Raw genomic sequence first — 23,109 nt, 5'->3', positions numbered from 1 at the left:
TTACTGATATTTAAGTCATTAGCAATTTATTGAATGTTAAGCTATTTTTTAGATTCTTAAATCTATTGCAATTAACGAAAAAAATAAATATTTATTTTAACGCGGCACGCAAAATTGTTACCGGATGTGCTGCTTTTCGTTTGGTACCATCCCAAATTTGATGTCGACAACTGGTTCCTGCAGCGGCAACTTCTATTTGTTCATTTAAGTTTCTCACCTTTGGGAAAAGAGTGTCTTCGCCCACTTGCATGCTCAAATCATAATGTTCTTTTTCATAGCCAAAAGAACCAGCCATTCCGCAACAACCTGTTGTTAAAATGGCTACTTCATAATTTTTTGGAATATTTAGCATAACAAAAGAAGCTTCAGTGCCAGAAAGTGATTTTTGTTGGCAATGTCCGTGGATCTTGATTTGCTTTTTCTCCTCACTAAATTTTTCTGAAGAAATTCGTTTGGCTTTAAATTCTTTTTCAAAAAATTCTTCAATCGTTAAGGCGTGTGCCGCAATTTTTTTTGCAGATTCTTTATCCTCAGCCAATCTAAGATATTCATCTCTAAAGCCCAAAATCGTAGAGGGTTCTATTCCTACTAACGGGGTATCATTCGATACCAGATCTTTAAAGACAGCAATGTTACCATCTATGGATACTTTTGCTTTGTCTATCAAGCCTTTCGAAATGGCACTTCTACCGCTTTCTGGGTGGTCTACAACTAAAATATTGTATCCTAAAGCTATTAATAATTCAATCGCATCTATACCCGTAGAAACGTCGTAGTAATTCGTAAACTCGTCAATAAATAGATAAAGGCTTTTAGTTTGATTTTTTTGAGCTTCTAATTTGTGCTTATTCTTTTTGAGCCAAGTTCTTAAGGTAGCAGATTGTAATTTTGGAATAGATCTTTTTGGATGAATTCCAATAATATTTTTAACAGCTGTAGTGTTAAGAACCAGATTAGTTAGTTTGGGCATTAGCATCCCCAGCCTGTTGTATTTTACGTTATCTGCAAATAATGAGGTTCTAAAATCGACGGGATTGCTTTTGTAATATTGATAAAGGAATTCTGCTTTTAGAGAAGCAACATCCACGTTGCTCGGACATTCTGAAGCACAGGCCTTGCAGCTTAGGCAAAGATCAAATACTTCTTTCAGTTCTTTGTGGTTGAATTTATTTTTCTTGTCGGAGTTGGTTAAAAATTCCCTTAATGCATTTGCACGGGCTCTTGTGGTGTCTTTTTCGTTTTTTGTAGCTCTATAACTTGGACACATGGTTCCGCCAGCCGAAATAGGCTTTCTGCAATCACCAGAACCATTACATTTTTCAGCAACACGTAAGATACCTAGAGAATCACTAAAATCCATTAGCGTTTCTATTTCAGGTTCAATCCTTTCAGGAACATATCGCAACGACTGATCCATCGGGTAGGGGTCGATTATTTTACCTTTATTAAAGATGTTATTAGGATCAAAAACGTGCTTTATTTCCTTTAATAGGGCATAATTTTTTTTCCCAATCATCATAGAAATGAATTCTGAACGGACAATACCATCACCGTGTTCACCGCTCATGGAGCCTTTATATTTTTTCACCAATTTGGCTACATCTGTTGTAATAGCTCGAAGATCTTCTACGCCCTTTTTTTTCTTTAGATTCAGAATTGGTCGGAGATGTAATTCTCCTGCACCCGCATGGGCATAGTAAATGGGTTTTTGTCCATATGTTTCCATCATTTGCGAAAACTCCTGTATGAATGAGGGTAAGTCGGCAAGTGCCACGGCTGTATCTTCAATGCAGGCAGCAGTTTTGTCATCGCCAATAATATTTCCCAATAATCCAAGTCCGGCTTTTCTCAGTTCATTCGCTTTATGAATATCATTTCCCTTCAGGATAGGGAAGGCATAACCCAATTTATGCTGTTGAAGATCTTGTACGAGTTTACCGGCTTTTGTTTCAGCTTCATTTAAATCATCATCAGAAACTTCAAGCATCAATATAGCTTTCGGATCTCCTTCAACAAAAAATCTATTTTTAATTTGTTCGCGATTGTTTTTCGTACAATCCAAAATAGTTTTATCCATTAACTCACAATAGTAAAGATTGTGTTTCATGGCGATAACCACAGCTTCCATGGAAGACTTAATCGATTCAAAATGTGCGGCTACCATAACACTATGTGCAGGGGGTAGTAGATCTAATTTTAGCTTAATTTCTGTTGTAAATGAAAGGGTTCCTTCGCTACCGCAAAGCAGTTTAGATAAATTGATTTCCTTTTCTTGACCGCCAAAGATTTCAGCGTCCAATAAAGCGTCTACAGCATAACCATTATTTCTCCGATGGATTGTTTTTTTAGGATATTCTCTATGAATCTCTTCTTGAATCTCAGGTTGGGTGAGTTTTTCTTGAATTAGATGGTAAATTTTATTTTCTAATTTGGCTCCACGTGCCTTTTCTTTAAACTGCAATTCATTCAAGGCCTCAAAAGTAGTTTCAGAACCATCTGATAAAATAGTCTTAAGTGACAAAACTTTATCTCTAGTTACCCCATATTGGATAGAAGTTGTTCCAGATGAATTATTTCCGACCATCCCACCAATCATACAACGATTGGAAGTAGAAGTGTTCGGACTAAAAAATAAACCATATGGTTTTAAAAAAAGATTGAGTTCATCGCGTATAACGCCAGGCTCTACAACAATCGTTCTATTTGTTTCATCAAATTCGAGAATATTGGTAAAATATTTCGAAGTGTCTACAATAATACCTTCTCCCACTACTTGTCCTGCCAATGAAGTTCCTGCTGTTCTCGGAATCAATGTAATTTTATGCTCATTCGCAAAGGCTATTAGTATTTTTAAATCTTCTTTATTCTTCGGGTAGCATATCGCCAGTGGTAATTTTCTATATACAGAGGCATCTGTAGCATAAATACTTTTGTGTAAAAGGTCTATGTACAACTCTCCATTTAAATTTGATGATAAATTCTCAAATAAACTTGTCATAGGGTTTGATAAAAAAATGAATTTATGAAGCTTTTATGCCGTTATTTGCACGTTTGTGCGGTTGTAAAAGTACAACTTCTTGGTCATTTTTTACACCCAAAATTAAAATTTCACTCATAAAATCTGCAATTTGTTTGGGTGGAAAATTTAACACTGCTAATACTTGCTTTCCCAATAAATGTTGGGGTTGGTATAATTTAGTAATTTGGGCACTTGATTTCTTAATACCTATTGGACCAAAATCGACCTTTAACTTGTAGGCTGGGAATTTAGCTTTTACAAAGTATTCGGCTTCTATTATTGTTCCTACTCTTAGGTCGACTTTCATAAAATCGCCAAATTCTATCGTGCGTTGACTCATCTTTTGTTATTTTTGTATAAAACTACATAAAAATGGCAAGGACTCCCTCAAACATGCTAGCCTTAGGCACGAAAGCTTCCGAATTTGAATTAATCGATACTGTTACTGGAAAGGATATAAACCTATCTAGCCTGAAAGGCGAGCGGGCTACCGTGATCTATTTTATCTGTAATCATTGTCCATTTGTATTGCACACCATTGAAGAATTGGTAGATATAGCAAAAGTTTATGATGATTTTGGCTTTTCATTTGTAGCCATTTCGTCGAATGATATTGTTAATTATCCTGAAGATTCTCCGGAAAACATGAAAAAATTTGCCAGGAAAAATGATTTTCAGTTTCCGTATTTATTTGATGAAACTCAAGATGTTGCTAGAGCCTACAAAGCAGCATGCACACCTGATATTTTCGTATTTGACCGAGGATTGGAACTTGTATATCGTGGACAATTAGATGATTCAAGGCCAGGAAATGGAATACCGGTTACTGGCAAAGATTTGAGAAGAGCTTTACAAAATATTTTGGATGGAAAAGCTGTGGATGAGGTTCAAAAGCCGAGTATAGGATGTAATATTAAGTGGAAGTAATCAATTTTTGAATAGCCACAGAACAGCTTCTTTAAACTCTTGTTTCCATAAAAGTTCATTATGGTTTCCTTCCTGAACAAATTTGGATTGAATATTTTTTTCAGGATAACCAGCAGCCATTAGGTTTTTGATTGTTACTTCTGAATCTTTCACTGTTCTGGCATCCGGATCTTCTTTATAAGAGGCCATGAAATACATTTTTTGATTTTTAATGTTTCCGTTTAAAGAAGTAAAAGCACTAATTTCTTCTGAGTACCAAAACGAGGGTGAAAAAACACCTATTTTTCCAAATTGATCAGGTCTTTGTAGGGCGGCGTAATAAGATACCAATCCACCAAGAGAACTACCCATAATAGCGGTGTTTTCACTACCTTTCTTTACTCTTAAATCTTTTTCAACTATTGGCATTACTTGAGTTATGATAAAATCTAGATATTCGTCGGCTTTACCACCGCCATATTTTTTATTTACCCATGGGGTATATTCATCAATCCTTTTTTCACCTCCATTATCTATACCAATAACAATGGCTTCCAATTGATGAGATTCATATAGTTCATTCATCAACTCATCAACCTGCCATTCTCCTGAAAAAGATGTTTGGGCATCAAAAAGATTTTGCCCATCGTGCATATATATTACCCGGTAATCTTTGCTGTTTTTGTGGTAATCGGGTGGGAGGTAAGCCCAAATTTTCCTATTTTTTAAGTTTGAGGGATCATTTGCAATCCCTTCTGTAAGTAGTATAACATTATTGGTTTTTGTATGCGGTTGTTTCAAATTTTTATTCTTCCATCCCTCAATTTTTAAAAGAACAGTATCTTTTTCTTTTTGAAAAACATAGATTCTGTTTTCTATGTCTGAACCATCAATAGCAGTTTCAACCGTATCCCAGCTGCCTTGAGTGAATTTATACTCAAGTTGAAATTTGAATTTGGGCAAGGTAATAATGAGATGTCCGTTCTCGGTTTTGTTCAACCGGAAATCTTTTCCTCCCGACCACCCATCAAAATTTCCAGTGATAAATACTTCTTTATCTATGGTTTTTTCGGGATACTGATGAATGACGAATGTTACTTGAGCCAAGCATGGAATCATAGCTAATTGGAAAAGTAAATAAAAGATTTTGTTGTATTTCATATACTAAAAGTTAGAGGTTATACCAATAGACGGACCGTGATAGATCGTTTCAAAAGTTCCCTTCCAATTTTGATCATCAAATTCAAAGTTAAAATCGAAAAAATTATAACCCATAGAAAAACCCAAATGTTCAAAGGCCTGGAAATAAAGAATAGGATTGATATCCCAAAGACCTCCACTAAATTGATCAATATTTAATGCAAACCAATCTATTCGAAATGATCCTGAAATTTTTTTTGAAAACACGTATAGCGAAGTTAGAGTAATATTTGGGAGAGGAGCGACGCCCTTCACACTAACGCGCTCAGAACTGAATTGTTCATCATTAATATATGCATTTCCTTCAATAAAGGCTTTGATATTCATTGCGTGGAGCCCTAGGCCTCCAATCATAAGAAATCTATCATTTTGATAAATGGTTCTTCCTAGAGCTATCCTGTACATATTTAAAGAAATACCTGCTTCGGCAGAAGTACCAGCTTTAAATGTGTAATCACCCCATTGGATGTCATTTTCGAGAGTAGCCCTACGCTTGTATCCCAGTTGAAAATATTCTGTATTGAGATGCCATTTCTTAGTAAAGCGCCAATGAAATCCAATCACCGGAGTGATATGGTTATTCTTAACATTGAAGTTTTCATCAAAATCAAAACTGTTATTTTTTTGCGAAGATCCATTTACACCAACAGCATAATCATCAGATGGCCAATATATCCCGACTGTCACCAAAAATCGATCGCTTAATAATGGATTCTGCACATGCGCAGATTGTCCATAACCAAATGAGGTAAGCAGTAAAATAATGATCAACTCTCTCATGCGCGGATTGAAGGATTCCCTGTTTCTTGTTTTAAAATTGAAAAACTTCTAAAAGATTATTCAGTGAATAAATATATAAGAACTTTCATGGATGATGCAACTATTTTCAAGATTTGTGACATTTGGTCAGAAAAGAATTCATTCGAAGTGTTAATTTGACCCAACAATAAATTGTTGGGTTTGAATTTTCTTACGTTGGATAGATATAACTATTGATAAAACAAAAAAAGGCAAGTTGATACCTGCCTTTTTCTAAAAACTTTTTTAATAATAACTCAATTATTTTACATCAACCAACTCCACATCAAAAATTAGCGTAGCATCAGGAGGAATTACATTTCCGGCTCCAGCATTCCCATATCCTAAATGACCTGGAATAACCAATCGCGCTTTATCTCCAACGTTTAACAATTGAATTCCTTCATCCCAACCTTGGATTACTTGACCAACACCTAACATAAAATCAATAGGTTCTTTTCTGGTATAAGAAGAATCAAAAACAGAGCCATCTGTCAATTGCCCTTTGTAATGTACAGAAACTTTTTTTCCTTTTTGAGCTTTGGCACCATTGCCTTTTTGTATAATTTTATAGCGTAATCCGCTGTCGGTTTTATCAAAACCAGCGGCAACTTTATCAAGCTCTTTTTCCATTTTTGCTTTGGCTTCTGCTAGTCTTTTTTCTCTTGAACCTTCAAAAGTTCTAAAAGATTCTACAGCTTTGAATTTTTTTGCTTCTTCACCCACACGGATAATCTCAATTGATTCAATTTTGTCATTTTGCTGAACGGCATCAACGACATCCTGCCCTTCAACAACTTCGCCAAAAACAGTGTGTTTATTGTCTAACCATGGGGTAGGGACATGTGTTATAAAGAATTGTGATCCATTTGTACCGGGTCCGGCGTTGGCCATAGATAAAATTCCTGGTTTATCATGTTTTAAATCAGGATGAAATTCATCATCAAATTGGTATCCAGGGTTTCCTGTTCCGGTTCCAAGAGGACAACCTCCCTGAATCATAAAATTGGCGATTACTCTATGAAATTTTAAGCCATCATAATATTTCTTACCTTGAGGCTTCACTGAATTTTCTAATTCTCCTTCAGCTAAAGCTACAAAATGACCTACTGTGCCCGGAGTTTTATCATGAGTTAATTTAACAAGGATCTCTCCTTTCGTGGTATTAAATTTTGCGTATAATCCGTCTTTCATCATATTTATTTTAAAACGTCAAAGTTAATCAAACTTTTTATCAAGGACTCATTAAGGTGCTAAATATGCTGAATTTGGACATAAAAAAAGACCACTACGTTCAATCAAAACAATAGCGGTCTAAAAAAAAGGGATTGTAAGGCATTAAATGCCAATGTTTTATGGTTTAAATAAGTATAGTTAAAAAATGAGATGATTATAATTGCTCAGTCAACTTCCTGGTATTGTGAACAGGGATCGTTTCTAAAATTTGATTTTTACGGGGAGTAAAATTTATCAAGATTTGATCGAGATATATTTTTAAATTAGGCACTAGCAATTTATACTTCATGAGCAATTTTTCTTTTTATTCACAAATAATTTATGTGGTAAATATGTTATTGTGAGGGCAATTTTTTTAGTCAGACATTCATAGCATATCAGACAATATTAAAACGCAACTATTAAAATTTTATTTCAAGAAATTTTAGAAAAGTTTGATCAAATTAACTTTTTCTTGAATAAGATGATTATATCCTATTGAAAAACAGTTAATTAGAAGAATGGTAAATGATTTATTTTTTTTGGCAAATAATCAGATTCATGTGATTACTGACGTGCTTTGTTTTGAAGTGTCAGATCTGCCAAAACAAGTGCACTCAATGCTTCAACTATAGGTACTGCTCGAGGTACTACACAAGGATCATGTCTTCCTTTTCCCTGCATTTCTACTAGTTTGCCATCGGCATCAATGGTTTCCTGTTTCTGCATTATGGTTGCTACAGGCTTAAATGCTACTCTAAAATAGATATCCATACCGTTGCTGATTCCACCCTGTATACCCCCAGATAAGTTCGTTTTTGTACTGCCATCGGCATTAAATAAATCATTGTGTTCGCTTCCTTTCAATTTTGTTCCGGCAAAACCACTGCCATATTCGAAACCTTTAACTGCGTTAAGCGATAACATGGCTTTACCTAGTTCTGCATGCAGCTTTTCAAAAACAGGCTCGCCCAAGCCTAGAGGAACATTTTGAATAACACAAGTAATGACGCCACCAATTGTATCGCCACTTTTTTTGATTTTTTCTATTAGTTCAATCATTTTAGCGGCTGTTTGTGTATCCGGGCAGCGCACTATATTTTTTTCTATGGAATCTTTATTAAAATCGAGCAAATGAGTCGGCATTTCAATATGACCTACACTCGAGGTAAAAGCATTGATCTCTATACCTTTTAAAAACTGTTTTGCTATAGCACCCCCAACAATCCAGTTGGCTGTCTCTCTGGCAGAGCTTCTTCCACCGCCCCTGTGATCTCTGATACCATATTTTTTGGCATAGGTGTAATCTGCATGTGATGGACGATAAACATCGGTATTGTGATTGTAATCTTTACTTCTTTGATTCGTATTCTGGATCTGAAATCCGATAGAGGTTCCTGTGGTTTTTCCATCATAAATACCGGATAAGAATTCAACAGTATCAGGTTCTTTTCGCTGGGTAGTTATCTTAGACTGACCTGGTTTTCTTCTGTCAAGCTCGTGTTGTATCGCTTCAAAGTTGAGTTCGATACCTGCCGGACAACCATCTATGATACCTCCTATAGCAATTCCGTGTGATTCTCCAAAAGTAGTTAATGTAAATAGTTTTCCGATAGAATTTCCCATTCTCAAGATTCAAAAAATGAAAGGCAAAGGTAAAATATTTTGATAAAATGAAATGGATCTTTAGCTCTATTGTTTAATTTTGATGTTTTAATGAATTATTTTGGAGAAAAAGCATTTCAATATTATCGTTAAAGGAAAAGTTCAAGGAGTATGGTACAGAAAATTTGCCAGTGACCATGCACTTAGTTTTGATCTCAAAGGCTTTGTAAAAAATCTCAACAACGGGAATGTTTATGTAGAAGTGGAAGGAGAGATGATAAAAATTGAAAAGTTTATTAATCTGCTGAAGGAAGGCCCACCCTTAGCAAAAGTTTTAGAGGTAATCGTTCAGGAAGAAAAATATTCGGATTTTGAAGACTTTAAAATCAGTCGTTAAAGAACCAAAGTTTGACAGCCATTAAAATGATCATGATGATCATAAATATTCTCACAATACCATCACCTTTGTTCACCGACCATCGACTTGTGAACCAACCGCCCAAAGCCGTTCCAACAGCAAGCATCAGTCCGTATTCCCAATTTACTTTATCATTGAAAATAAAAATTGATAGGGCAGATATATTAAACACAAGAGTTACGAGGTTTTTGATGGCATTTGCTTTGACAAGTGCATAGTGATTTATGCCCGATAAAACCATTAACATGATGAGTCCTGTTCCAGCTTGAATAAATCCTCCATAAATACCTATAAAGAAGAATGCAATAATACTTAACCAAAGGTATTTTCCTGTCAACCTTTCAAGATTGAAATCTTTTGCCCGATTTTTATGAAACACTAAAAAAAACCCCACCAATATAATGACGATGGCTAAGATTCTATTGAAGATCTCTTCTTTAATATCAACAGCGATTTGTGCACCAATCATGGCGCCCAACATAGCAGAGATGCCAAAATATATACTAAAAGGAAAAGTTTTGATTGATTTTGATCTAAAACCAGCAGCGGTAGATAATCCTTGAATAAAAATAGCAACACGGTTTGTGCCATTTGCAACATTTGGAGGTAGCCCAAGAAATATGAGTAGAGGCAAGGTAAGTACCGACCCTCCACCGGCCATGGTGTTGATAATGCCCGTAACGAAGCCGATGACTAATAAGAGGAGGTATTCATGCCACATCATAACCGAAACAAATGTAGCTTAAATATTGGTTTTTTAATTCATTTAAAATGATTCTAAAAAAAGGAATAAAAATATTTTACTAAAACAAAAAAGGTAGTATATTTGCCCTCGCATTTGAGAAATCAAATTAGACCTGGAGAAATGGCAGAGTGGTCGAATGCGGCAGTCTTGAAAACTGTTGAGGGTCACACCTCCGGGGGTTCGAATCCCTCTTTCTCCGCCAAGTAAAACCGTAAATGATTAATATTTAATTGTTTGCGGTTTTTTATTTACTCATCTTTCCCATACTCTCCCCACAATCTTCTTGTTTTGACCGATTATTCTTTATCGAATCTTATCGGTGACTTCGTGTTTGGGGAGGTCCAAATAGGTTCAAAATTCTTCGATGTAGAGCAGATGATGCTTCTCTTTTTTAAGGGATACTTTGATGTCTGCGAAGAGTTTTTGGGTATCTATCGCTCTTCACTGTAAAGATATGTATGTCTTTTGGATATTAACATATTCTTTCCATATTGCTATTAGAGTTTTTTGGATTTGTTTTCATACATTATCCATACACCATCCATACTTTATCCATACTTCATCTATACACTAGCTATGGATCAATTTCTTGGGCTTTACTTAAGTGACCCGTCCTAAAATAACTATACAGGTTATTAAATAAATCCTGAGCTGATTGATTGACTTGAATATTTTTTTTGTCAGTTCGATCAGTTAGAGTATAGCTAGGGAAACTAATAAATAAAGCAACTTTTTGGGCGACAGTTTTTATTCTATTTTAAATTTCGTCATATAAATTTTACTGAGACCATTATTGCTTTCAGATAAATATCGTTGTAAATCCAAAACATTTTTAAATGCTCTTGGCGTAATATCATTTCTTTTGCTTGTAAAATATAGTATTTCGTTCTTCTCGTCATAAAACGGACAATATTCCATAAATTTTGTATTAATTGGCTCTCCTATGTTTTTTGCATTTTCCCACATTCCGTAGGCATCCTTTTTTGAGATATAGAGATCACCGCTACCATAACCATCTTTTTCATTGTATTTCGTAAATAATATAAAATCTTCTCCTTTTGAAATAAAGGCATTAAATTCATAACCAGCACTATTAATGCTTTCACTTAACAGCACAGGGTTCGCATATTTACCATTATCCCATTTACAAAAATAAATATCATCTTTTCCTAATCCAATAGGTGCAACCATTGTGAAATACAAGTTTCCGTTTTCACTAACTGAGGGATAAAATTCGTCCAAGTCCGAGTTAACTGGTTTTCCTATGTTCTTAGGTTTAGACCATTCTGCGTCTTGGTTATTTCTTTCAATACACCAAATATCAAAGTCTTTTTTTACCTTGATCGAATCGTTTAAAGGTCTATCAGAAACAAAAAATAAGCGCTTTCCATCTGCAGTCAAAAAAGGTTCCATATACATAAATGAATCGGAAAAAGGCATCAATTTTGGTTCTGACCATTTATTTTTTTCCTTTTTGATATAGACAATTTGAGAAATTTCTTGAAAGGGACTTTGAATAGTTAGAAATGCTTCATTTCCGTTTTCAGACATACTAAAATCACGCACACTATGATACTGATTTAAGTTATTGCTAAATTGGGAAACTTCATTTCTATCCTGTGCCAATAGGCAGTTTGTTACAATAAATAATGTGATTGCTAAACTATTTTTAATCATGCTTGTCTTCTAATTTAAAGGTTGTGGCCTAAGGTTTTTTGTATGATTTTACTGTGTGTTTCAACAACTAAATTAGCAAATTGAAACCGAATAGATAACTCGAAAGGATCTTCGTAAGATGCAAGTACTGGCAATAAATTTAGGCCTAAGTTTTATGCAGTTTTTTTAATTATTCTAATTCGATTTTTTCCTATGGCTATATTTTTTGTTCAAGGTTTTCTGCTTTATCCATTGAATTGAAATATCAAAAGGTGTTGTATCATTGTCAGATGCCGTATTGTGTCCCAACGCAGGAAATAAAGTATATTCAAAAGGTTTACCCCGAACTTTGAATGTATTTAATTGCTCCATGCACATCTTCACAGGAATCTGTATATCCTTTTCACCAAAAAGCCAAAGTCCAGGAATTGAAAGATTGTTCAGATAATTTTTTGGGTCAGTAGCCATGAATTGATACCTATCTGGGTCATTATTAGTGTGGTCACGAGCGTCTGCTTCTGTATGATTTTCCCAAAAATCATCTTTCCCATTCGTAAAAAACTGAAATCGGAGTTGCTCTAAAGTTGTGATTGTTGGACAACTAAAAAAAACCATAAATTCTATTTGTGGGTTTTTGCTGGCCGTAATTGGTATAATCCATCCTGCTTGACTGAAACCAACTAACCCAAGCGGTGTTTTTTTAGCTTCCAAACACTTTTGCAATTTATTTATTGCAGAACTTACATCGTCCGATAGTAAATTAAGATTAGAGATGTCAATATTATTGGTTCCAACAGTTGGTCCTACATAAACACCACCAGATTCTCCAACTCCACGTTTATCATATGTCAATACAGCAATTCCTTCTTTGGCAAGACGTTTAGCGAACTCCATTTCTCTTTTTACTGGGTCAGACCCATGAACAATTACAACTGCTGCAAATGGGTTTTTAGGTGTTAAAATTGAGCCTGCAATCATAACTCCATGACTTTCAAACTTTATATCCTGAATTGTAAAATCGGATTGCGAATAAACTATTTCTTGGCATGCCATTAACAGAAACCAAAAAAATAAGGTAGAAAAAAATTTAGTATTCATTTTAATTTAAAAATATGTTCTAATTAACCCTCCTTAGCATTCCTTTAAATGGTTTTGTACATGAATGTTTTCTGACTTTTTAATCGCAAAATGCCAATCATAACCAGAAATATTGAGCCCTTAGCGTAAATATGATATTTCTTGAAATTTCACTCTATGAGGAAACTTTGTCTAATTTTTCAAAAGAATTATGTAATTCTCTTTTATTGCAAATTTCAATCCTCATTTTTTTTATCTAATTCTGCTTTTAGCAATAATTTTAAGGCCTTTGCCTGATCATGGATATAGTCATAACTATTTCCAACCATCAATTTGTTTTGAATAATATAGGGTATGAACTTCAAAAATTCGGATTTGTTCATCATGCGTTCAAATGTTTCTTTTGCCTCAGTCGAACTGTAATTTTTGGAAATAAAATAATCACCCATATCTATAACCTGACTGGTTGTAAAAATGCCTTGTTTTAGGTGAAAATAGTTCAGCTGAATGTCTTGTTGGAGAAAATTATATTGTCCCTCGTTTGTAGTCCAAGAGTAGTATTTTTGGAGTGCTGCCCTGAGCGTCTCATTTCTAATTAGAGAAAGATTTCCACTGGATTTAAGTTCTTCAAATGCATTGTCTGAAATAAGTGGGATGTTGGTATAACCAGCATGTTCTATGCTTTTCATAAAGTAACTAGAAGAATCTAACACCAGCTCTGGTCTATTTATGGTCCTCAACAAAAATTCAGCACGATGAATACGACTTTTATTTAGAGAAATTGCAGTCAATATATTTTCCAGATTGGTGTTTAACTCTGCATCAAAACGTTTAAGGAATATTTTTTCTTGAATGCGTTCCTTCCGCTGTTCATTCCAGTTATTAATTTGAAGTGCAATTAAAATTCCAATCACGACTAAAATAATTTCTCCAACAGCATATCTCGCATACTTGAGTGGCCGATTATCATCAGCCATTTTTCCTGCCTTACCGGCAGGCACGTTTCGGATTCGTCTAAAAAAATTTATCATTGTCTAATTTAAGGATTTATTAAATCCGCAAGCGGCTATCTCGCATAAATGACCACAAGACCTTTAATTTACAATGTACATATTGGCTCGATCATATCATAGGTTAGCGGGTTGTTACTAATTTAGCACAATGGTATTGTTAATGATTAGTTGCTGCGACTGAACAACTAAATTTTCCTTTAAATTTTTATTTGGTTTTAATCTTGATTTTCTGGCTAGATTTCAACAACAATTAATTATAAACGGTGTTGTAAACTGTTTACTTGTTAAAGTATCTAGGGTCAAATGGATAAGGTTCAGTATTTATTATTTTTATCTTAGAAAAATCTGAATGTTTTGGGTTTAGAATATAATTGAACTCTCCTTTAACAACTACACTGGGTACTTTTAAAACAGGATATTGATTTTCATTGACAAACTTATCCCCGATATTTTGACTTTCAGGTTTTGAGGGCAGAGAATTCCATCCTTTTGGAAGATCTTTTTCGTTGATGTCTAATATTTTCAGAGAATTAGGGATTTCGATTTCTACCATATGATAGTCACTTGGTAAAATGCCCAAAGATATATGTACAGCAACTTCACTGTTTGCTAGTGCTCTAGTTTGTGCAGTATAAATTACCTCAGTACCTTTTGAATTCCATCTTTGACCATTTAGAGATGCACCATAGCCTGAAAGTTGATCTTTATATTTCTTACGGCTTAACCTGTAAACTATCATTAAACAAAAATTCCGTGTTCAATTCTGTTTAACTCAGCTATGACAATATCTTTTCCGTAAGATGAATCTAATAAGTCAATTGGTTTAATATTCCCTAGAGCCATTGAAGGTGTTTTAAGCCAAATCATAAAATGTTCAGGGCTGTCAAAAACTTCATTACCTAAACTAACAACTTCGGCAAGCTCAAATATTTTTTCGCTTTGTATTTGCTTAAATATATGTGATTTTTCTTTCTTATATCTCTGTAGGGTACGTACGTTTATATCTAAGAATGAGGACCATTGTTTGTCATCAAAAGGAGAGTTGGATTTAATTTCACTAAACAAAATTGTAGGGACACCTCTTTTTACTGCATTTGCAACAAGCAATTTGTCTCTTAAGAATCGAGTATATGTGATTTCTTTAGGCTTTAAGTCTCTACCTCTCTTAAAGTGTCTAACGAATATTTTTAATTCACTATTCTCTTTTTTAGATGTTAAAGTTTTCTCCATGCGAATAATTTTACAAATATAAAGGTACGACATTTATACTTTACATAACGACAAATATACAAATAAAGTTTAGAGGGAATAATTTGGGGTAATTGTTTACAACGTGTTATATCCTCACTAAAATAGTTATTTACAAGTATATCAAAGAGGTAAAAAAGTTTATTTTATCTTTTTTTTAAATAGTAGATATGCTTAAAACAGCGAGATACATTAGTTTCGCTGAATTTCATTTAGCTACGCTGAATCTTCGATTTGACTTCGTCGAAACTGCGATTTAGCTACGCTGAATTTCATTTAGCTTCGCTGAATTTCATTTCGTGTGGGAGCAGGGGATATGAAGGTTCATCTTGATAAGATTCTAAATTTTAAAGATGAAAGTAATAGATGAGGTGGATGATGATTCTACCTTTTCGTTATTCTAAAATTTAAGGTTATCATCATCTCTTCACATTTTTCATCCAGATCTTTAAGATCCGGAATCAGTTCCATAGAAGATGGTTTATTCAACCAACTTTTTGGATCACTCCAAAATCTACCTTTATCTCTCAATTGATTGGCTAGCACCTTATCAAATGGAACCATTGAAACAAATGCCGTATTCCATAAATTGGATAAGGTGGAATTTGGGCTGTAATTTTTATGCGAAGACACCAAGTATGATTTAGTCGCATTTATTGCTTTTTGCAAATCGCCAACTGCCGTGATTTTTTTCTCGAGCCTGGTACCTTTTTTGGTCATCACTTTTTCTAAAGCATTGCCAAATAGACCTAAAACCGATAGTATGTCTGCAATCATGATTTGTTACAATTAATAGGTAAATATATCAATTCTCATTCTTTTCATATCAATTCCTCAGACCCAACTTCTGTTTAAGTTCTCATTCAGAATCTAGATACAACGCCAACTATTTCATCTTTTGTCATGGCTTCATCAAGGATGAATTGACAGTATTTGTTATAAGACCAACCCTTAAAAAAGAAGCTCACCCTAGTTTTCTATGGACTTAATACTTAATCGTATCGTTGCGGTGTAGTTTTTGTTAAAAAAAATCTTTTTCCTTCACTTTAATTGTGGTTAGCTCAACTGTATGACCATCTGGATCTTTCGTGTAAATAGAATTGAAGTAATGATGGTCCTGAATATCATATTCTAAGTTCAAATCGCTGTATCGCTTTATTGCTTTTTCGAAATTTTCCTTATTCACACTAAAAGCGAAATGGTCAATTTTTACATTTTTTGAAGTTGGGTCAAGTTTAGGATCTGCAATAGTTGCAGGAAACAATGCAATTCCCGATTTTCCAGAACGTAAAAAGATTGGAAAATCTCCCCATTCAGGTAGTTGATGACGTTTCAATCCCAACACTTTTTCGTACCAAGAAACAGAGACTTCCATATCTGTAACCCGAATTGCTACGTGGTCCAAAAATTCAATTTCTATTTTACCCTCTTTACCTGTCATACATTTAATTATACAACTTATTCTAGCTAGTTCTTAATCGTCCAGAATTTTTGTTTCAAATCCATCAATACTTGTAGTATTTTTGTTTTTCCAATACTCCTCAATTTTGTCCTTTCCTTGTTTTTCTGCCCAAGTATTTAATGTTGTTCGTTCTTCTTTAAAATCCATTAATGGTACGGCTAAACCGCAAGAAGTTTGAACTAAGTCAACGTCCATTTCGATTATTTGTCTTCCACCTACATTTTCGGGGAATAAACTTATATATTTGTAAAAATCACTATCCCTTTTATGGTAAATTTTCGCTTTTCCATATAGCCTTAAAATCAATGGTTTTCCTTCAAAAGCACAAAACATAATCGTCATTCTATCATTCCTTATTAAATGCGCTGCAGTTTCGTTTCCACTACCTGTCAAATTCAACCAAACAATTTTATTCTTACCAATCACTCTTAATGAGTCAGTACCTTTAGGAGATACGTTAACTGTTCCGTCGCGGGATGCTGTACCAACAAAGAATATTTTTTGATTTTCTATAAAATCTTGAAGATCGGCAGTAATATGTTCTATTTTTTTTCCCATGTCCTTGTTCTATCAGAAATGTAATGGATGTGCTTAAAATAATTATATCTCGAATCCTTAAAACATAAAATAGTTTGATTTTCAAAATTTAAATAGATTGGCTCATATTCTAAATAATTAGAAAAACCGTTAATCATAATGAGTATTCATTATTCATTTACCGGCACTCCTCTTGTAGTAAAAGATAATCCTTGCTGACCATAGGTCGAAATCATAACAGCCTCAATTAAAGGCGGATTTTTATCATTTTTATTTGCCCAGTCAAAAACAAAATTTGCTCCAGAACCTCCTTCAATATCTTGTTCCTCAATAATTATTTCAATGGTTTCAAGTGGTTTTAAATAAATTGGTTTTTTAACGTACTGCCTAATGTTTTCTCCAATGGTATTATAATAGTCAGCTTTTAATATATAAACAGAATCTGTAGATGAAATATTTCGTATGCTCGCTGTAATGGTGAGGTCAAATGTGCGATGCTCATGAACGTGGTATATATGTGAGTAAACAGGGAGATAGGTTTTCCCCGTAAAATAGTCGTCAAAGTTCTCTATATTGATTTCTTTACTTTTCCAGTTTGCCTGTTTTATCGGGTATTTATCGGTTTCCTTTTTGCTACATGAAATGTTGATAAGGGCGATAAATAGTAAAAGGAATATATTTCTCATTTAAAGACATTTTTATTTATGGATATAAATTTATAATAAATTATCCTTTGAACGAAAGTTGATTCAGTTTTAGCAAGGGATGAGGCTAATAACCATGTAATTCGTTTTAGTACGGGTGCAGAATTAAAAAATGTTACAAAACAAAATGCAAGAAAAGCTAAAATTGATAAACCAAAGCATTGATATTCATTCCGGCCCCTACAGAAGCTAACATAATAATATCACCCTCATTTATTTTTTGATCATTTAATTTATCATTTAGGATCAAATCCAGAAGTGTTGGTACTGTTGCTACAGAACTATTTCCGAGCTTATGAATGCTCATCGGCATAATTCCCTTAGGCGGCTTTTGACGGTATAATCTGTAAAACCTTTGGATAATTGCCTCATCCATTTTTTCATTGGCCTGATGAATCAATACCTTTTTTATTTTGTCTATTTCAACACCACTATTTTCTAAAGCTGTTTTCATGGCGGCAGGAACATGGTTTAGGGCAAATTCGTAAATTTTCCTGCCGTGCATTTTTATATAATGAGTTGAGGGTGATTCATTAGGGTTATATGAACTGCCATTGAATAAAAAATGGGCTTCTTCCAGCGTAAAGGTTTGTGCAGCATAACCCAGGATTCCTTTGTTAGACGAGTTGTTTTCCTCCAATATACAAGCGCCCGCACCGTCCGAATAGATCATTCCATCTCTGTCATTTGGGTCAGATACTCTTGAAAGTGTTTCAGACCCAATCACCAGGCATTTTTTTGCCAATCCAGATTTTATGAATGCATCGGCTTGAATAACTCCTTGGATCCACCCTGGGCATCCAAAAATAATATCGTAGGCTACGCAATTATTGTTTTTTATTTTAAGGTTATGCTTTACGCGTGATGCAATACTGGGTAACAAATCACATTGATTAGAACCAGCATCAATATCCCCAAAATTATGGGCAACGATGATATAATCAAGTTCTTCGGGATCTGCATTTGCATGGTCAATAGCCTTGCGGGCAGCAAATGTAGCAATATCACTATTTCTTAAATCATTTGAAACATACCGCCTTTCTTCAATTCCAGTGATCTCTTTAAACTTTTGAATGATCACATCATTTGAGCGAGTAAGCTTATTTTTTTCTTCGTCATAAAACTCAGAGGATAAAAAGTCTTCATTTTTCTTTACAAACGTCGGTATATAACTACCAATTCCGGTAATAATTGATCGCATAAGACATGCTTTTGGTTCTTTTATTTCAAACTACTAAAGTAGTAAGTTTAAGAATACCACAACTGCTAAAAGGTGTAATAAATTTTAATCAAGAATCTTAAGTATTTTTTGATTTGCTTGTTGAACAATTTCCTTATCCTCCGTGAATATATCTACAACCCATGAAGGTGGAGCGATTATTTCTGTTGCACCAACCTCTTTCATTATGTCTTGGAGCGCAGTTGGAATATCTCGTTTCCATATGAGAGCTCTTGTAATTCCGATAGCTTTGATCTCATTTTCTTGTTCAAAATAGTGGACATTATAGACCCACTTATCATCCATACCAACACTTTCCAAAATCACATTAAATTTTGACCAAATTCTCAACGGTTTTCTATAAATAATTTTTTGCGAACCCAATGTAGGAGCTAGTCCACGCTTTACAATCGCTTTAAATAATTTAGATCTTGCAATTAGTTCCCAACGAACAAAATCCATATAAACAGGATATTTTGCTGCCGTCATCACACGTAAACCATCACAATCAAACAAACCCACCCGAAATGATATGGTAATTGTCTGATTATATTTTACTTGACTTTGAAAATTTCTAAGGATTAAGATTTTAAGAATAGTGTACCAGTAATAAATCATAGTTGGTTTTTTGTGTTAGATAAATAGTGGATATTTGAGTTTAAAAGGTAAAAAGGTTCGAGATAGATTTGAAAAAATTCTTTCAAAGAACGGTTAGTTAACGAGAATATTTTTTTGTTTTGGTGCACTAAATATTTTCTTGAATAGAACATCTCTTTACTTCGGAACGGTTAAGCGTTATATGTGATATTTGTTCATGGTAAGAATACGAATTTTCTTATGATTGAAAATAGCTTGAAGATATTAAAACTTATATGTGAATAAAGGGTTAAATAGTTGGAATATCCGTAATTAGCCTTATATTTGGTAAACCAAACTGGTAAACCAATTGCAGAATATTCTTTAAATCAATATGCTTTGAGTAAAAGGCGAACATTTTTAAAGCAAACAGCCCTAGCTGCGGGTTATTTGCCTCTATCCAGATTTTCATTTCCTATGTTTCAATATGCCGATGATGATCAATTAGAAGTACATATCTTTTCTAAACACCTTCAATTTTTGGATTTTAAAGAAACTGGGGCTGTTGCAGCTGAAATGGGATTTGATGGTGTTGATCTTACAGTCCGACCCAAAGGACATGTACTTCCCGAAAATGTGGGTATTGATTTACCTAGGGCAGTAGAAGACATCAGAGCAAGCGGAATACGTTGCGATTTAATCACTACAGCAATAGAAAGTGTTGAAAATCAATTGGATGTAAGTGTTTTAAAGGCTGCTTCTGATGTGGGGATTAAGTATTATCGGACCAATTGGTTCAAATTCGATCAGGCACGATCTATGAAGGCCAATTTGCTGAATTATCAGGAGGAAATTTATAGGTTAGGAGAACTTAACCAGAAATTGGGCCTCGTTGGTTGCTATCAAAATCATGCCGGAAGAAATGTCGGTGCTTCCTTTTGGGAAATTGAAAAAATCCTGGAAACAGTAAATCCTCAAACTTTTGGTACGCAGTACGATATTCGCCATGCCATGGTTGAGGGAGGATTTTCCTGGCAAAATGGATTAGAATTATTACATAAGCGAATCAAGGTCATTGTTTTAAAGGATTTTAAATGGGGCAAGATCAATAACAAATGGGAACCAGTCAATGTTCCAATAGGAGAGGGTATGGTCGATTTTGACACCTATTTTAAATTGTTAAAAAAGTATAAAATCAAAGTACCTGTATCACTACATTTAGAGTATGACCTTGGCGGAGCGGAAAAGGGGAACTCCGTGATAAATGTTGATAAAAAAGTGGTTTTCGATGCAATGCAAAGAGACCTGCAAATTGTCCAAGATTTATGGAAGAATGCCTAATTTTTCAAAGTAATATTTCATAAACTAATTTTTAGAAAGAAGCAGAATGAGAGTAATTTTATTTATTGCAAGTGTGATGTTTATGGTGTCTTGCAGCCAACAAGAGAAAATCAATCAGATCAAAGTAAACAACATTCAAGAACTACAGGAGGCTATAAAACAAAGTATTCCGGGTGATCAACTAATCATGGCTAACGGAGTTTGGAAGGATGTGCAGATTGATTTTTACGGGAAAGGGACAAAGGAAAAGCCCATCGTATTAATTGCCGAGGAAAAAGGTAAGGTAACCATAGAAGGAGCTTCCAATTTAAAAATTGGAGGAGAATATTTAGAAGTAAATGGCTTATATTTTAAAAATGGATTTACTCCTTCGAATACAATAATTCAATTCAAAATTAATGATGACACGATTGCTAATCACTGTAAAGTGACTCAATGTGTGATCGAAGAATTTACCCAACGCGATCGCGATGTGAGTGATCATTGGGTCGAACTGTGGGGCAGACATAATGAGTTCAGTCATAATTATATTGCGGGAAAATCAAATTTTGGACCTACGATTAGGGTGTACTTAGCAGGTAATGAGCATATCAATAATTATCATCAGATCATAAATAATTATTTCGGCCCAAGACCCCGAAAGGGAGGTCCGCATGGAGAAACTATTCAAATTGGAGATAGTGGCACTTCTATGGCACCTTCTTACACCAATGTTTCAAATAATCTGTTTGATCGATGCAATGGGGAAGTTGAAATAATTTCTAGTAAATCTAATTTCAATGAATTTACTCACAATGTATTTTTTGAAAGTGAAGGCTCTTTGGTATTACGTCATGGTAATTATTGTAAAATTGACGGTAACCTCTTTATCGGAAATGAAGCGTCAAATAATATAGGAGGAATCCGAGTTATCAACACGGGTCATTGGATCACAAATAATTATTTCTATAAAATAAAGGGAGAGGCCTTTAGGTCTGCACTTGCTGTAATGAACGGGATTCCGAAATCCCCATTGAACAGGTATAACCAGGTAACTGATGTCGTAGTTGCCTACAATTCATTTATAGATTGTTTGTCTCCATGGCATTTTAGTGTTGGCTCAAATGTTAGCCAGACTGATGTATTACCTCCTTCAGAAATACGTTCGGCTAGACCAAAGCGTGTTGTCGTTGCAAATAATTTAATCTACAACCAAGCCGGTGATGCTTACCCTATTGTAAATTACGATAAAGTAGATGGGATAAAATTCGAAAATAATATAACTAATACCGAGAATAAAAGCGAAATTAAAACCAAAGGTTTAAGAACAGAAAGCGTTGAGTTAAACCCCTTGTCTGACTATTTGTATGCTCCAATATCAAAAATAACCCCAGTATACCAAGGATTTGATTTTGAATTGATCGACAAGGACTTGTTTGGTACTGTGAGAACCGCCGAAAATAATAGTGTCGGCGCGATTGTTGGCCCAGTAAAAGAGAGTGAAATGTCTTTTGATAGGTCGAAATTTGGGACGAATTGGTTTCAAGCCGAAGGATCTAAGAATGAAGTAAAAATCTTCACTGCTTCTTCGTCCGAATCATTAATTAGTATTTTAAAGGAGGCGAATTCTGGGGATACAATTCTATTGGATCAGGCAGTTTATAAAATGGAAATGCCCTTGGTGATCGATAAAGTCATCTCAATTCTTTCAAATCATAATGAAAAGTCTGAATTGATTTTTAGTTCGGAAAGAACTGCATTCGAAATGCATCCCGGAGGTAATTTAACATTGAAGAATTTGGTTCTTACCGGAGATAAAACCCAGAACACCTTTATGACACTTGATAAATTTATGTTCAAAGCTTACAATTTAGCGCTTGAAAATGTAGAAATAAAGAAGTTTAAAAGTGTTTTGGAAGTTTCTAAAGGATCTTTTGCCGACGAAATCTCCTTTGTACAAACAGTAATAGAAGATTGTGAAAGAGGATTGATGTTAAACAAGGAAACAAATGATGGAGGTGATTATAATGTAGAATTCTTAACGGTACAAAATTGTAAATTTAACCTTATTCAGGAAACACTCTTAGATTATTACCGCGGAGGGTATGATGAATCAACGATTGGGGGTAATTTAATTTTTCAAGGAAATACTGTTACTCATTCAGGCAAATCGGCGAAAGATCAGATCTTGATCAAGAATCGAGGTATTGTAAATGTTGATCTTTCGCATAATACTTTTGAGAACAATCCGGTGAAACTGATCGCTGTTTTATGGGGAGAAAAGGGACAAGTGCCAGTTGACAATGCGATCAGCAATTCCGGTAAAATAGAGGTTGTACAAAACTTGAAATTAAAACTGATGTATTGATGTTGGTTTATCAAAGATAATAA

General features: G+C 34.4%; 22 protein-coding genes and 1 tRNA gene. 5 read left to right on the top strand and 18 right to left on the bottom strand.

Going from position 1 to position 23,109, the window contains the following annotated elements; genetic code table 11:
* Positions 1 to 91: 91 nt before the first annotated feature.
* Positions 92 to 2,998: an FAD-binding and (Fe-S)-binding domain-containing protein gene (locus ACFQ39_RS13565; protein WP_377179829.1), complete on the bottom strand. Its 2,907-nt coding sequence runs from the start codon at positions 2,996 to 2,998 to the stop codon at positions 92 to 94.
* Positions 2,999 to 3,020: 22 nt separating this feature from the next.
* A complete protein-coding gene (locus tag ACFQ39_RS13560) occupies positions 3,021 to 3,359 on the bottom strand; it encodes a tRNA-binding protein (protein WP_377179827.1) in 339 nt (112 codons plus the stop codon).
* A gap of 32 nt (positions 3,360 to 3,391) precedes the next feature.
* On the opposite strand from ACFQ39_RS13560, the gene ACFQ39_RS13555 reads away from it, so the two are divergent.
* Positions 3,392 to 3,946 (top strand): thioredoxin family protein, encoded by a 555-nt coding sequence (locus ACFQ39_RS13555; protein ID WP_377179825.1) that lies wholly within the window; start codon positions 3,392 to 3,394, stop codon positions 3,944 to 3,946.
* On the opposite strand, the gene ACFQ39_RS13550 is transcribed toward ACFQ39_RS13555, so the two are convergent.
* The 4 genes from ACFQ39_RS13550 to aroC all read right to left on the bottom strand — a co-directional run bounded on the left by ACFQ39_RS13550 (position 3,947) and on the right by aroC (position 8,764).
* Positions 3,947 to 5,086, bottom strand: a complete 1,140-nt coding sequence (locus tag ACFQ39_RS13550) for an alpha/beta hydrolase (RefSeq protein ID WP_377179823.1) — start codon at positions 5,084 to 5,086, stop codon at positions 3,947 to 3,949.
* Between the two features lie 3 nt (positions 5,087 to 5,089).
* Complete coding sequence (locus ACFQ39_RS13545; RefSeq protein ID WP_377179821.1) at positions 5,090 to 5,905, bottom strand: hypothetical protein; 816 nt, start codon at positions 5,903 to 5,905, stop codon at positions 5,090 to 5,092.
* 279 nt (positions 5,906 to 6,184) lie between these two features.
* Positions 6,185 to 7,117 (bottom strand): peptidylprolyl isomerase, encoded by a 933-nt coding sequence (locus tag ACFQ39_RS13540; protein ID WP_377179819.1) that lies wholly within the window; start codon positions 7,115 to 7,117, stop codon positions 6,185 to 6,187.
* A gap of 588 nt (positions 7,118 to 7,705) precedes the next feature.
* Complete coding sequence (gene aroC, locus ACFQ39_RS13535) at positions 7,706 to 8,764, bottom strand: chorismate synthase (RefSeq protein ID WP_377179817.1); 1,059 nt, start codon at positions 8,762 to 8,764, stop codon at positions 7,706 to 7,708.
* A 100-nt stretch (positions 8,765 to 8,864) separates the two neighbouring features.
* On the opposite strand from aroC, the gene ACFQ39_RS13530 reads away from it, so the two are divergent.
* A complete protein-coding gene (locus ACFQ39_RS13530; protein ID WP_377179815.1) occupies positions 8,865 to 9,140 on the top strand; it encodes an acylphosphatase in 276 nt (91 codons plus the stop codon).
* Here the strand turns inward: ACFQ39_RS13530 and ACFQ39_RS13525 are convergent.
* Positions 9,130 to 9,885 (bottom strand): sulfite exporter TauE/SafE family protein, encoded by a 756-nt coding sequence (locus tag ACFQ39_RS13525; RefSeq protein WP_377179813.1) that lies wholly within the window; start codon positions 9,883 to 9,885, stop codon positions 9,130 to 9,132. The genes ACFQ39_RS13530 and ACFQ39_RS13525 overlap by 11 nt on opposite strands.
* A 135-nt stretch (positions 9,886 to 10,020) precedes the next feature.
* Here ACFQ39_RS13525 and ACFQ39_RS13520 point away from each other — a divergent pair.
* Positions 10,021 to 10,108, top strand: a tRNA-Ser gene (locus ACFQ39_RS13520).
* Between the two features lie 545 nt (positions 10,109 to 10,653).
* Here ACFQ39_RS13520 and ACFQ39_RS13515 read toward each other — a convergent pair.
* The 11 genes from ACFQ39_RS13515 to ACFQ39_RS13465 all read right to left on the bottom strand — a co-directional run bounded on the left by ACFQ39_RS13515 (position 10,654) and on the right by ACFQ39_RS13465 (position 19,440).
* Positions 10,654 to 11,583 (bottom strand): hypothetical protein, encoded by a 930-nt coding sequence (locus tag ACFQ39_RS13515; protein ID WP_377179811.1) that lies wholly within the window; start codon positions 11,581 to 11,583, stop codon positions 10,654 to 10,656.
* A gap of 174 nt (positions 11,584 to 11,757) precedes the next feature.
* On the bottom strand, positions 11,758 to 12,660 hold the full coding sequence (locus ACFQ39_RS13510) for an alpha/beta hydrolase family protein (protein ID WP_377179809.1): 903 nt from the start codon (positions 12,658 to 12,660) through the stop codon (positions 11,758 to 11,760).
* 215 nt (positions 12,661 to 12,875) lie between these two features.
* On the bottom strand, positions 12,876 to 13,670 hold the full coding sequence (locus ACFQ39_RS13505) for a DUF6090 family protein (RefSeq protein ID WP_377179807.1): 795 nt from the start codon (positions 13,668 to 13,670) through the stop codon (positions 12,876 to 12,878).
* 259 nt (positions 13,671 to 13,929) lie between these two features.
* The gene (locus tag ACFQ39_RS13500; protein WP_377179805.1) at positions 13,930 to 14,391 is read right to left on the bottom strand and encodes an RES family NAD+ phosphorylase; all 462 of its coding nucleotides are present in this window, start codon (positions 14,389 to 14,391) and stop codon (positions 13,930 to 13,932) included.
* The gene (gene parS, locus ACFQ39_RS13495; protein WP_377179803.1) at positions 14,391 to 14,882 is read right to left on the bottom strand and encodes a type II RES/Xre toxin-antitoxin system antitoxin; all 492 of its coding nucleotides are present in this window, start codon (positions 14,880 to 14,882) and stop codon (positions 14,391 to 14,393) included. The genes ACFQ39_RS13500 and parS overlap by 1 nt, the downstream gene beginning before the upstream one ends.
* 402 nt (positions 14,883 to 15,284) lie before the next feature.
* Positions 15,285 to 15,677, bottom strand: a complete 393-nt coding sequence (locus ACFQ39_RS13490) for a hypothetical protein (protein ID WP_377179801.1) — start codon at positions 15,675 to 15,677, stop codon at positions 15,285 to 15,287.
* A 244-nt stretch (positions 15,678 to 15,921) separates the two neighbouring features.
* A complete protein-coding gene (locus ACFQ39_RS13485) occupies positions 15,922 to 16,341 on the bottom strand; it encodes a VOC family protein (protein ID WP_377179799.1) in 420 nt (139 codons plus the stop codon).
* Between the two features lie 33 nt (positions 16,342 to 16,374).
* The gene (locus ACFQ39_RS13480) at positions 16,375 to 16,920 is read right to left on the bottom strand and encodes a pyridoxamine 5'-phosphate oxidase family protein (protein WP_377179797.1); all 546 of its coding nucleotides are present in this window, start codon (positions 16,918 to 16,920) and stop codon (positions 16,375 to 16,377) included.
* Between the two features lie 149 nt (positions 16,921 to 17,069).
* Complete coding sequence (locus ACFQ39_RS13475) at positions 17,070 to 17,585, bottom strand: DUF3124 domain-containing protein (RefSeq protein ID WP_377179795.1); 516 nt, start codon at positions 17,583 to 17,585, stop codon at positions 17,070 to 17,072.
* Between the two features lie 157 nt (positions 17,586 to 17,742).
* Positions 17,743 to 18,804 carry a 3-oxoacyl-ACP synthase III family protein gene (locus ACFQ39_RS13470; protein WP_377179793.1) on the bottom strand — a complete coding sequence of 354 codons (1,062 nt, stop codon included), beginning with the start codon at positions 18,802 to 18,804 and terminating at the stop codon, positions 17,743 to 17,745.
* Positions 18,805 to 18,888: 84 nt separating this feature from the next.
* Complete coding sequence (locus ACFQ39_RS13465; protein ID WP_377179791.1) at positions 18,889 to 19,440, bottom strand: acyl-CoA thioesterase; 552 nt, start codon at positions 19,438 to 19,440, stop codon at positions 18,889 to 18,891.
* Positions 19,441 to 19,797: 357 nt separating this feature from the next.
* On the opposite strand from ACFQ39_RS13465, the gene ACFQ39_RS13460 reads away from it, so the two are divergent.
* Both ACFQ39_RS13460 and ACFQ39_RS13455 read left to right on the top strand, forming a co-directional pair.
* The gene (locus ACFQ39_RS13460; protein ID WP_377179789.1) at positions 19,798 to 20,739 is read left to right on the top strand and encodes a sugar phosphate isomerase/epimerase family protein; all 942 of its coding nucleotides are present in this window, start codon (positions 19,798 to 19,800) and stop codon (positions 20,737 to 20,739) included.
* Positions 20,740 to 20,785: 46 nt separating this feature from the next.
* Positions 20,786 to 23,086, top strand: coding sequence for a chondroitinase-B domain-containing protein (locus ACFQ39_RS13455; protein WP_377179787.1), 2,301 nt, complete (start codon positions 20,786 to 20,788; stop codon positions 23,084 to 23,086).
* The last annotated feature ends 23 nt before the right edge of the window (positions 23,087 to 23,109 follow it).

The organism is Namhaeicola litoreus, assembly GCF_042679565.1.
Taxonomy (GTDB): domain Bacteria; phylum Bacteroidota; class Bacteroidia; order Flavobacteriales; family Flavobacteriaceae; genus Namhaeicola; species Namhaeicola litoreus.
This window is presented reverse-complemented; position numbering and strand designations above follow the sequence as displayed.